Source organism: Serpentinicella alkaliphila, from assembly GCF_018141405.1.
Lineage (GTDB): Bacteria > Bacillota > Clostridia > Peptostreptococcales > Natronincolaceae > Serpentinicella > Serpentinicella alkaliphila.
The window spans coordinates 251,988-263,405 of record NZ_CP058648.1 but is presented as its reverse complement, the minus strand read 5'-3'; the positions used below and the strand labels follow the sequence as shown (position 1 = coordinate 263,405).

Annotated in this window: 13 protein-coding genes; 10 read left to right on the top strand and 3 right to left on the bottom strand. The window is 34.6% G+C overall.

The features are described from left to right. Positions 1–29 precede the first annotated feature (29 nt). The 5 genes from HZR23_RS01490 (at position 30) to HZR23_RS01470 (ending at position 4,269) form a co-directional block, all read left to right on the top strand. Positions 30–695, top strand: coding sequence for an ABC transporter permease (locus tag HZR23_RS01490; RefSeq protein WP_243098213.1), 666 nt, complete (start codon positions 30–32; stop codon positions 693–695). 13 nt (positions 696–708) lie between these two features. Beyond that, a complete protein-coding gene (locus tag HZR23_RS01485) occupies positions 709–1,725 on the top strand; it encodes an ABC transporter ATP-binding protein (protein ID WP_132848320.1) in 1,017 nt (338 codons plus the stop codon). A 174-nt stretch (positions 1,726–1,899) separates the two neighbouring features. Continuing rightward, the gene (locus HZR23_RS01480) at positions 1,900–2,574 is read left to right on the top strand and encodes a TIGR04283 family arsenosugar biosynthesis glycosyltransferase (protein ID WP_132848319.1); all 675 of its coding nucleotides are present in this window, start codon (positions 1,900–1,902) and stop codon (positions 2,572–2,574) included. Continuing rightward, positions 2,574–3,281, top strand: a complete 708-nt coding sequence (locus tag HZR23_RS01475) for a TIGR04282 family arsenosugar biosynthesis glycosyltransferase (RefSeq protein ID WP_132848318.1) — start codon at positions 2,574–2,576, stop codon at positions 3,279–3,281. Before HZR23_RS01480 ends, HZR23_RS01475 begins: the two co-directional genes overlap by 1 nt. Further along, on the top strand, positions 3,256–4,269 hold the full coding sequence (locus tag HZR23_RS01470) for an aminoglycoside phosphotransferase family protein (protein ID WP_132848317.1): 1,014 nt from the start codon (positions 3,256–3,258) through the stop codon (positions 4,267–4,269). Before HZR23_RS01475 ends, HZR23_RS01470 begins: the two co-directional genes overlap by 26 nt. A gap of 77 nt (positions 4,270–4,346) precedes the next feature. Here HZR23_RS01470 and HZR23_RS01465 read toward each other — a convergent pair whose 3' ends face one another. The 3 genes from HZR23_RS01465 to HZR23_RS01455 form a co-directional block, all read right to left on the bottom strand. Continuing rightward, on the bottom strand, positions 4,347–5,246 hold the full coding sequence (locus HZR23_RS01465) for an IS3 family transposase (protein WP_249536763.1): 900 nt from the start codon (positions 5,244–5,246) through the stop codon (positions 4,347–4,349). Between the two features lie 14 nt (positions 5,247–5,260). Then, positions 5,261–5,548: a transposase gene (locus tag HZR23_RS01460; protein WP_213050260.1), complete on the bottom strand. Its 288-nt coding sequence runs from the start codon at positions 5,546–5,548 to the stop codon at positions 5,261–5,263. Positions 5,549–5,726: 178 nt separating this feature from the next. Next, positions 5,727–6,617 (bottom strand): LysR family transcriptional regulator, encoded by an 891-nt coding sequence (locus HZR23_RS01455; protein ID WP_132849918.1) that lies wholly within the window; start codon positions 6,615–6,617, stop codon positions 5,727–5,729. Positions 6,618–6,870: 253 nt separating this feature from the next. On the opposite strand from HZR23_RS01455, the gene HZR23_RS16780 reads away from it, so the two are divergent. The 5 genes from HZR23_RS16780 to HZR23_RS01440 all read left to right on the top strand — a co-directional run bounded on the left by HZR23_RS16780 (position 6,871) and on the right by HZR23_RS01440 (position 11,306). Then, on the top strand, positions 6,871–7,599 hold the full coding sequence (locus HZR23_RS16780; RefSeq protein WP_249536729.1) for a hypothetical protein: 729 nt from the start codon (positions 6,871–6,873) through the stop codon (positions 7,597–7,599). After that, complete coding sequence (locus HZR23_RS16775; RefSeq protein WP_249536728.1) at positions 7,559–8,254, top strand: transposase; 696 nt, start codon at positions 7,559–7,561, stop codon at positions 8,252–8,254. The genes HZR23_RS16780 and HZR23_RS16775 overlap by 41 nt, the downstream gene beginning before the upstream one ends. Next, positions 8,212–8,403 carry a hypothetical protein gene (locus HZR23_RS16770; protein WP_249536727.1) on the top strand — a complete coding sequence of 64 codons (192 nt, stop codon included), beginning with the start codon at positions 8,212–8,214 and terminating at the stop codon, positions 8,401–8,403. The genes HZR23_RS16775 and HZR23_RS16770 overlap by 43 nt, the downstream gene beginning before the upstream one ends. Positions 8,404–8,697: 294 nt before the next feature. Then, on the top strand, positions 8,698–10,524 hold the full coding sequence (locus tag HZR23_RS01445; protein WP_207667952.1) for an FAD-dependent oxidoreductase: 1,827 nt from the start codon (positions 8,698–8,700) through the stop codon (positions 10,522–10,524). A gap of 14 nt (positions 10,525–10,538) precedes the next feature. Next, positions 10,539–11,306: a (Fe-S)-binding protein gene (locus tag HZR23_RS01440; RefSeq protein ID WP_132849852.1), complete on the top strand. Its 768-nt coding sequence runs from the start codon at positions 10,539–10,541 to the stop codon at positions 11,304–11,306. Positions 11,307–11,418: the final 112 nt, after the last annotated feature.

The following is an 11,418-nucleotide window of genomic DNA, read 5'->3' as shown; positions in this document are numbered from 1 at the left end:
GGCCTAGTCTTATACCAGAAGGGTTCTCTATGCGAGCTGTTGAAGAATTGTTCGGACCTCATTCTAGAGTGATGTCCGTACTGTTTTCAAGTATTGGACTTTCATTAGTTGTTGCAGTACTTGCGGCAGTAGTTGGTACAATGACTGCACGAGCGCTGGTATTTTATGACTTTATGGGTAAGAAATTTCTTTCTTTTGGTAGTGTTTTACCAATTATTGTGCCTGGAACGGTATTCGCCATGGGCATACACGTGGTATTCATTCGAATGGGAATTGCAGATAGTATAATTGGCGTTATCTTGGTACATATAATCTATGCATTGCCATATACAATTAATATTATGATTGACATCACCAGTTCTTTAGGAGATAGTCTAGAAGTTCAGGCCCATGTATTGGGTGTTGCACCAAGACAAGCTTTTTCTCATGTGACATTCCCCCTGCTTTTACCGGGGTTTATGGCCTCTATCAGTATCGGTTACATTATCTCATTCAGTCAGTATTTTTTAACGCTGATGATTGGAGGTGGCAGTGTCAAAACCTTCGCTGTCATGATGGTACCCTTTATCCAGAGTGGTGACCGCACAATCTCTTCTGCATATGCTTTACTATTTGTACTGTCTACTTTGGCAGTTTTCGTGGTGATAGAAGCCTGTATTAAGAAATTTGCCTTCTGGCATCATAAAAAGGAGTAAAGGAGGAAACATATTGGAACTTTCTTTGCAAAATATTTCTGTGTCTCTTTCCGGGAAGGAAATTTTAAAATCTATTAGCCTCACAGTGGAAGAAGGTATCTTTGTTTCTCTTTTAGGAGCATCAGGTTGTGGTAAAAGCACCCTCTTAAAAACAATTGCTGGGATCATACCACAAACGAGGGGATCTGTTATACTGGATGGAAAATCTGCAGATAAATTGCCGTGTCACAAGAGAGGCACCGTTATTGTATTTCAAGATTTCCGTCTATTCCCGCATATGACGGTAGTGGAAAATATAAGCTTCCCATTAAAAATGCGTGGGGTATCCAAAGAAGAATATCTGAAGATTGCATCGGAATTGTTGGAGAAAGTACAACTTACTGGTTTTGAAAATCGCAGATCCTATGAGATGTCAGGGGGGCAGATCCAAAGGGTAGCCCTTGCAAGAGCCCTGGCCGCAAAGCCAAATGTACTGTTATTAGACGAGCCTTTTTCTAGCCTAGATGTAAATCTTAGGAAAGAGATGCGCAGTCTTGTGTTAAAGCTACAGAAGGAGTTTAAAATCACCACAGTTTTGGTGACTCATGACCGACATGAAGCGCTAACCATGTCCGATAAAGTAGCACTGATGATGGACGGTAAAATTCTACAGTATGATACACCTGAGAAAATTTTTGAATCACCTGTCAGTCGTCAAGTGGCAGATTACTTCGGTGATGTAATTTATATAGATGGTATTGTGAAAGATCATATTTTCCAAAGTGAAATTATCTCATTTAGTGTGGATAAGCCAGACGGTTTATATGAGGTAATGTTTCGTCCTTCGGCAGTCCAAATAATGTCAAATGGTAATAAGAATTTTAGAATCTGCGACCTTAGCTATCAGGGAGAAAACTATAGCGCTAGACTAGAGCATAATGAAACCAAAATCAAGTTGAATACTACTATCCCTTTTCCTTCTCCATATCAAATAGGAGATGTGGTTACCGTACTATTCGATACGAATAGATCAGTCTTGTTCCCTGTTTAATAGATAAGGATTGGTGTTTAATCCTTTATTGAAAGTCTTTTAAAATCATATGAGTCATAAGACAAAGGGACCCATTCTCTTTATCTGGTATCATCTTATGTAAATGTTGATGGTGCATTTGTAATTTACAATAATATATACAGTAGTCACTTTTTTCTGAAACGAGGTATCACTATGGTTTCAATTATTATCCCAGTATTAAATGAAGAGAGAAAAGTTAGAGGAATACTAGAACAAGTCACCCTGTTAGGTGGGGAAAAGGAAATCATCATTGTAGATGGAGGGAGTACGGATAATACTGTAGCCATTGCGTCTAAATATGGAAGGGTCATTCATAGCGAAAAGGGTCGGTCTAAACAAATGAATAGTGGCGCAAAAGAATCAAATGGAGATATATTATGGTTTGTTCATTCAGATTCTATAATAAACGTAGAAGCATTAAGTGCTATTGAAGAATCTATAAAGAGTGGATATACAGGCGGAGGATTTTCTCTTTATTTTTATGACTATGATACTATATTTATGAAGTTTGTAGCAGCAACATCAAATATACGGGCAAAGTATCTCGGAATTTATTTTGGAGACCAAGGAATTTTTGTTAGAAAAGACGTATTTTTAGAACTAGGAGGATATCCAAACATAGAGTTAATGGAAGATTGGGAGCTATCCAAGAGACTATTTAAAAGTGGGAAAATTAAGATTCTGAGTATTCCAATTGGAACCTCTGCAAGAAGGTTTCAAAATGGAGGTCAACTACGAACCCTTTTATTTATGCATAAAATAAAGTTATTGTATGTTCTAGGTGTTCCTCCTTCAAAACTTAGCAAAATGTATAGGGAGGTGAGGTAGTGAAAGCATTAATACTCATGACAAGGGTACCGATTCCAGGGTGTACAAAAACTCGATTAATGGAGATCCTAACGGGAGACGAATGCGCTGAATTACACAAATGCTTTTTAATGGACTTATTTAAAATTTTTAGTTTTATAAATGATGATATTCAAATCTTCCTTACCTATACGCCAGAACAAGCTTTTGGATTAATTAAGGATATGGTGCCAGAAACTGTTCGGTGCTTTCCACAGGTAGGAGATGACCTGGGTAAAAAAATGTCTAATGCCTTTAGATATGTTTTTGAAAAAGGATATGAAAAAGTCTGCTTGATGGGAGCGGATATCCCGTATATACAACCCTATGAAATTAAGGACTCGTTTAATAAGCTAGAGAAAAGTGATGTAGTTCTAGGTCCAACATTGGATGGAGGCTACTACTTTATCGGCATAAAGAAATATAATGGGGGTATTTTTAGTAATAAACTTAAATGGGGAAATGAGTCTGTGTTAGAAGGAACCATCGATATTGTAAATAATTTGGATTTAAAGCTAGCTCTAACATATAAGCATAGAGACATAGACACAAAAGAGGATTTGTTTGACTTGAAGCAAAGGGCAGATGTTGGTTACTTCAAAGACAAGACATTACCAACTAATACCATAACTTTTATAAATAAATTATGGAGTGATAAATACAATGCTAATAAATACATTAGAGGTTAAAATAAGAGATTATGTGAAGGCAAATGATTTGCGAAAATATCTTACAATAGAGAATCATTTTAAAGTAAAGTTTTTGGCTCAAGGTGAGTATAATATAAATTTCACCTTAGAAGATAAAAATAATAAGTATGTTTTTAGGGTAAACACAGGAAGTCAGCTAGAATTGGAAAATCAAATAAAATATGAATATAATGCCCTTAAGTCATTGGAATCAAGCAGCGTGACCCCAAAGGTATTCTTTGTAGATGATACGAAATCCTACTTTGATTATGGGATATTGATTATGGAATATCTAGAAGGCAGACCTTTAGAATATGATAAAGATCTGAAGAAAGCAGCAAAGGTATTTTCAAGAATTCATTCGATAGATGTAAATAGTATAAAAAATAATTTCATAACAGAACATAACGTATTTACGGATAGAATTGATGAAGGAAGTAGACTACTAAGGGAATATTTAAAATCTCCAAAGCCAGATAAAAAATTAAAGATATTCTTTGAAATGTTTTTAGATTGGGCTCAACAAAATAAAGATAGAGAAAGATATTTTGCTGATAACAAATGGCTTGTTATTAACAATACAGAGGTTAATTCCCATAATTTTATCATAGGCCCTAAAAATAACTACTTGATAGACTGGGAAAAGCCTGTTATTAGTGACCCATGTCAAGACTTGTCACAATTTCTTGCACCTACCACTACTTTATGGAAAGCAAACTATTTATTAAGTGAAGAGGAAAAAAATACATTCTTCAGAACCTATATTGAAAATTTAGAGGGGAAGGACCGCCATATAAAAGAAAGGGTACGCCTTTATAACCCTTATCTCTACCTAAGGGCATTATCCTGGTGTGCCTATGCGTGGCTGGAATATCAAAAGCCTGATAAGGAAATAAAAAATATGGACACATTTAGAAAGATACAAGAGTATTTAGATATATACTTCATGAAGAATCTTTTGAAAGACTACTTCAAGGTAAATATTTAATAGCGACTGGTACTATGTCAAGAAAAAGTACAAGTTAAATTAGGATTTTCTTAATATTCTCATCATTCAACATTATGTCAACTCGCTTCTTGGTATAATTTGCTTAGCTCCTTGTTATATTCAGCTTCATACTGATTTGGAGATAAATATCCACAATGGCTATGTATTCTTACTGTATTATAAAATGCTTCTATATAGTTAAAAACCAATCGATATGCATGATTATAATCTAATATCTTGAATTTATTTATCCACTCTCTTTTAATTAATGCATGGAATGATTCTATACATGCATTATCCCATGGATTAGCTTTCCTAGAATAACTATTTATAAATTTTTCTGTAGATTTTTGATATGCTGTACATGTATATTGCACCCCGCGATCTGAATGCATAACTAATGGTTTACTTATATTCCGTGATGCCTTGGCTTTATTAATTGCTTCTATTACCCATTTTGCTTCTAGGGTAGTACTAAGCACCCAAGATATTATTTTTCTTGAATACAGGTCCATTATACTAGTTAAATATACAAACCCTTCATAGGTCCAAATATATGTAATATCAGAATACCATACTGCGTTTGGTTCGGATGGGTTAAATTCCTTATTCAATATATTAGTAAGTTCCTCACTAAAATTCGAATCTATTGTTGTAATCGTATATGGCTTTACATATTGGGCTTTTATTCCCATTTCTCTCATATAGTTACCTACTGTTTTTTCTGATATGGTTTCTCCATTTTGTTGTAAAAGCTGTGTTATTTTAGGAGCTCCATAGTTCTGATAAGACTCATCATGTATTTGCTTAATTTGAACCTTTATATATTCTTTTCTCTTATTCATATCTGAAGGAATCCTTTTCTTAAAAGAATTATAACCACTCCTAGAAACGCCTAGTATTTTAAGCACTCCGCTAACATTAAGCCGGCGTTTTCCCTCTCCATTTAATTCATCTTCCTTTTGGGATGTTTCTATAAAGAGAGCCTCTGTTAGTTTCCCAGAATGCTGATTGCCTTTTTTAGTATTTCTAATGCATCCTGCGCATCTCTTAACTCTTTACGTAGTCTTGCATTTTCTTTAGCTTCATCACTTTGGTAATTACCAGATCCTCTCGTAGGCACCTCACCATTATTTGACTTTGATTCTTTTACCCAAGCTGATAATGCTGTTCTACTTACCCCCAAATTCTTTGCACAAACCATTAATCCTAAGTCTTTATGCTCTAAATAGTACCTAGCTGCATCCTCTTTAAATTCTTTTGTATACTGTTTACTCATGTCTATTCCTCCATCTTTCACTAATTTCATTATAACTTTATTTTTGGAATTTTCCACTTTCTACTTGTACTATTTATATTCTAGCACCAGACACCTATGATATAGAAGATATCGTGGGTGTTGCTATTATTGTTTTTATCAATACTTGTAATTATGAATACAAAGGATAAGAGTTCTATTAGCAGAAACCCCGTTTTGAAGATTTGATGAAATGAATAAATTCCTGTTCATAGTTAATGATGTAATGGTCAGGATTATATGCTAAATAAAAATCGCTTATTAAATCTAGCTTATCAATTTTTATTTCTTTCAGGAGTCCATCCTTTAACTCTCTTTTTATAGTTAGCTCTGGGATAAAAGAGATTCCTTTTCCTGATAGAACAGATGTCTTAATAGCTTCCATAGAGTTTAGCTCATAAATAATATTAAGATCTTCATAGCCAATTTTAAATGGAGTTAAGGCATCTAAAATTGTTTTTCTTGTACCTGAACCATTTTCTCTAAAAATTAGTGGAAGGCGCTTAAAATCTTCTAAGCTAACTTCGTTCTTTACCAAAGGCAGTGATGTAACAAGAAGAAGTCTATCTGAGGTAATTTTTTCTATACATAGTCCCTTACTTTTCACAATGCCATGGAGTATACCTATGTTAATGGTCTTATTAATGATGTTCTCTGCAACATTTGCAGTATTGCTAATTTCAATATTAATATCTACATCCTTATGGTTGTGCTTAAAAACATAGATACTGCATGGCAGGGCATATTCTCCTAAGGCTTTACAAGAGCCAATGAGTAGGCTTTTCTTGTCAGTCTTTAAGCTTTCTAAATCCCGTTCAATATTATCTTTTAATGAAAGTATTGTTGTAGCATAATCAAAGACAACTTTCCCGGCGTCAGTTAGCTCTACTCCTTTGTTACTTCTGTTGAGCAAGCTTACCTGAAGCTCTTTTTCTAAAGCTTGGATTTGCATGCTTAAGCCAGGTTGAGTCAGGTGAAGAATTTTTGCAGCTTTTGAAATACTATTTACCTTTACGGTTACATAAAATGCTTTCATATACTGAAGATTCATATAATCACCCACCATGTCAGTTTTATCTGTAGACCGATGCTGGATATAAAGTAGCAGTAATTTATTATACCATACATTTTACAATAAATAACTATTATGTATTATAATCATGAGTTATGCAGTTCGTGTAAATAAATGTAAATAAGACTGATGTATCGTATATTATAATATACTAAAAAATATTTTTGTTTTATATGTCTTGAAATAGCAAAAAAGACTTGACTTTTTAAACCCGCCCCAATAATCAAAGTGAATGGTATTAATAGCCATTACTCTTGATGAATGGGTGATAAATATGACTCTTGGGAAACCGAAATATAGAAATTTACAACAAGGAAATGGGGGCGGAACGCCAGTTTTAAAAGCAATTTGGGATAAATTTGATTTTTCACTTCTGCTTACGCAATCGGGTATTGTAAAACGTAATGGTGTACCCACTTGGCTTATTGCTTTTGCTTATGTGGTAGGACTTATTGCTAATAAAAATTCTGTCTCACGTATTTCTGATTATGCTACTAAGGATAGCTTATTACAACCGATGTTTCGGAATCTTAAAATGGCTCAATATACCTTTAGCCGCTTTTTTACAACTGATTATAATTGGGGTTTATTTAGTTTTAAAAGAGTACAAAGACTACAACAAGAAGAAGAAACTGCATTTACTGAAGGAGATGTTATTGTACTTGATGATACAAAGGTGGCTCATGCCCATGGAAAGAAAATCCCTTTCCTTTGTTGGTTATATGATAGCTCCATTAAAATAAATATCTGGTGTATGAATATAGTTGCTACAACTGTTGTATTAAAGAACGGACTTAAATATCCATTGTTTTGGCGTATTTGGCGTAAGGTAGAAAATAGCGATGAAAAACAGACAAAAATAGATCTTTCAAAAGAAATGCTAATGGATATTCGCCGGATTTACACAGGGGTACTATGGGTTGCCATGGACCGCCGGGTTTTTATGCAAAGACTTTTTTAATTGGCTCACAGATCATCAATATGATTGGGTTACTAAGGCAAAACGTAATACTGACTTTTATCGAAAAGAAATTGAGAATATTACAGGCCGAGAACGCTTTATCCCTGTAAAGCCTTCAATGCTTATTAAAGAAGTTTTTTTCAAACTTCTTATTAGTGGTCTAAAAGATAAAGTAAGTGCTATATCCATACCTAATATTTATATCAAGTTACCCTACCGTTTAGTTGGAAAGCAGGGTAAAGTAGTAACTAAGTATCGTTATACGCCTATTGCGGCAGTTGTAGCTACAAGACTCAAAGAAGATACTGAAATGATGAAGGATGAATTTGAGAAAAACAAAGAGGTTGCGGCTACATATCGTGGGGCTTACCTTTTGATTAGTAATAGGGTCGATAATCCTGAAGAAGCTTTAGATGCATATATTAAGCGTTGGAGCATTGAGGTTTTTTTTAGAACTGCAAAACAAGAACTGGGGTTGAATTCTTGCCACTCAACGTCGGAAAGTCATCATTACGCCCATATTGAGCTCATTTTTACAAAGAAAACTTTACTTGTCTATGCAAGATGGGAACTCAATAATAAAGGCGTCAAGAAGGCTTCACCCACGGCGAAATGGTCCGAAACTTTTTCAACGCCACATACCGTATCGTTATAAAAGCACAGCAATGCTTTCAAACTATACAAGTACATTTTGACACAGAAGTTAGGCAATTTGCAAGACTTATTGATAAATTTTGGCCGAAGAATTTATTGTTAGGTTGGTTTACTGTGCAAAATTCCCAGTATATGGAGTCAACTGCATAACTCATGTTATAATGAACACTTATTAAACATTTAACAGGCTTTATATTATAATTAACATAGAAGTACTGTTTAATATTTAACAATAATAAATTTTAGTAATGGTTAACTCACCTTAACAAGTTTTAATTCTAACAATTCCATTATACCACATACACATTATTATATTCTATGAATGATATCTGTTAATGTTAATGCAAATATCTGTATTATAATAATATCCAATAAATTGAATAGCGTTAAATAAACGTAGTGATGCAATCGAAAATTTTAAATTGTGGAAAAGGGGGTATAGTTGTGAAGAAGTTTACATATCCAAAAGAAGTCTTAGATAAGATGAAAGATATTGTGGATGATTGCATGGGAGATGCACCCGCTTATTGTGAAGCTACTTGTCCTATGCATACAGATGTAAAAGGTTATGTAAATCTTATTTGTGAAGGCAAGCATGAAGAAGCAATTAGACGAATAAGAGAAAAGCTTTTTTTGCCCGGGTCTTTAGGAAGAATTTGTGCCCATCCGTGTGAAGAAAACTGTAAGAGAGGGGAGTTATTTAGACAGCCGATGTCCATCGCTGCCTTAAAGAGATTTGTTGCTGATAAGTATGACAACGAAAGTAATTGGGATCTTAGTAAAAATCCTGATAAGTCTAAGAAGGTCGCTATTATTGGAGCAGGTCCTGCAGGTGCTCAAGCTGCATTGGACTTAAGAAAGAAAGGTTATAATGTAACAATATTTGAAAAGCTTCAAGTAGTAGGGGGGATGATGAGAGTCGGTATTCCAGAATATAGATTACCTAGAAATATTATTGACTTTGAATATAGTTTTCTTACTAAACTAGGCGTAGAAATAAAACTAGGTATTGAAATAGGTAAGGACATTTCCTTTGAGGAATTAAGAAATAAGTTCGATGCAGTAATTATTGCTGTAGGCGCTCATAAAGGTGTGGTAATTCCCGTACAAGGACATGATCTTACGGGAGTTTCAAATGCAGTTGATTTTTTAAGAGAAGTTAGCTTAACGAGAAAGTTTAAAATAGGCAAGAAAATAGCCGTTATAGGTGGAGGTAACGTTGCAATAGACGTTGCAAGAAGTGCTAGAAGAGTTGGTGCAGAAGAAGTACATCTTGTATGCTTAGAGCCAAAGGAACAGATGCCTGCCCATGATTGGGAAATAGAAGAAGCTGAAGAAGAAGGTGTTATTATTCATGATAGCTTTGGACCAGAACAAATAATTGGAAAAGATGGTAAGGTTTTTGGCTTTGAAATTAAGAAATGCGTATCTATTATTGACAAAGAAGGTAAATTCAATCCTAAGTTTGATATGAACATGATGAAAACTTTAGATGTTGATAATGTAATATTTGCAGTTGGTCAGGAGGTAGACAATTCTTTTATTCCTCAAGGAATGCTTGAAACGATTAGAGGTGGAAGGTTTAATGCGGATCCTACTACACTTCAAACGAAACTGAAAAATGTTTGCATAGCTGGAGATGCCAGTGGCAGATCCGTTATCGTAATTGAAGCCATGGCTGAAGGTAGAAAAGCTGCCATATCAGTAGATAGATATTTAAATAATGTAGATATGATGGAGAACAGAGAATATGAGGGAGCATATAAAACTTGGTTAGAAACAGATATTAACTTAGATGTTGAAGATTTGCCAAGAGTAAAGACACAACAGCTTGCTCCCAAGGACAGAATAAAAAGTTTTGTAGAAGTTGATTTGGGTTTAACTGAGAAGCAGGCGATAGAAGAAGCATCAAGATGTTTAAAATGTGAATGTAAGCTGTGTATGAAAGAATGTTTAATGCTTAACGACTATTGTGAATGTCCAAAGGAATTATTTGCAAATATATTAAAGTCTGGGGAAGTAGACCCTATTATACCTTATTCATGTAATATGTGTAATCAATGTACAATAGCCTGTCCAAAAGACTTTGTAATGGCAGATCGATTCTTTGATGTTAGAAAGCTAATGATTAATGCAAACGGGGGTAAGTCACCGATGAAGGGACACGGTGCAATAGAAATGCATCAGACATTAGGTTTCTCAAAATTTTTCAATATTGCAAAACCAGCAAAAATTAGTGCCAAAACAAAAGCAACTGCTAAAAACGAGTAAGGGGGGATATGACAATGGCTGAAACAAAGAGAGTGTTCATACCAGGATGTAGTTTACCTTCATATAATCCTGAAGCTGTTAAAAGCGTAATTGAATATTTACAAGTAGAGCTACCAGGAACTGGCTCGATACTAAAATGTTGTGGGAAACCTACTAAGGCATTAGGTCAAATCAAAAAATTTCAGGAAAGATATGGAGAATTTCAAAAGGAAGTTGATAACTTAGGGGCTGAGGAAATAATAGTGGCATGCCAATCATGCTATAAGACGATGTCACAATATAGCTCGAATCAGAAAGTAATTTCATTATGGACATTATTACCTCAAATTGGCCTTCCTAAGGAAGCCATCGGTAAAGGGAAAAGCAGTGATGTCGTATTTTCAATTCACGACTCCTGTCCAACCAGAGATGAAAAAGAAATCCATGATGGAATTCGATGGATTATGAATGAACTAGGATATAAGGTTGAAGAACCACCTCATACCAGGGAGAATACAAGATGCTGTGGTTTTGGTGGAATGGTAGTGCCTGCTAACCCAGATTTGGCATTACGGGTTATGAAGAGAAGAACGGATGAAATGAAATCGGACCATGTTGTTGCTTATTGCGCTGCATGTAGGGAATCTATGGTTAAGGGAGACAAAAAAGCAGTTCATATATTAGATTTGATATTCGGGCCTGTATATACTTCAAAAACTGAATTCCCAGGAGTACCTTCAAGTCCAATAAAAAGCTGGATAAACAGATATAAGTCTAAACAAAACATCAATAAAGTACTGTAGTAAAAGTTAAATAGATAATAAAATTTCTGTATGGATAGAGTGGTTAAAAATTTAACAACTAGAAGATTGAAGAGTACATGAAAAGATTTTTATTAATTGTATTATCCCTAGC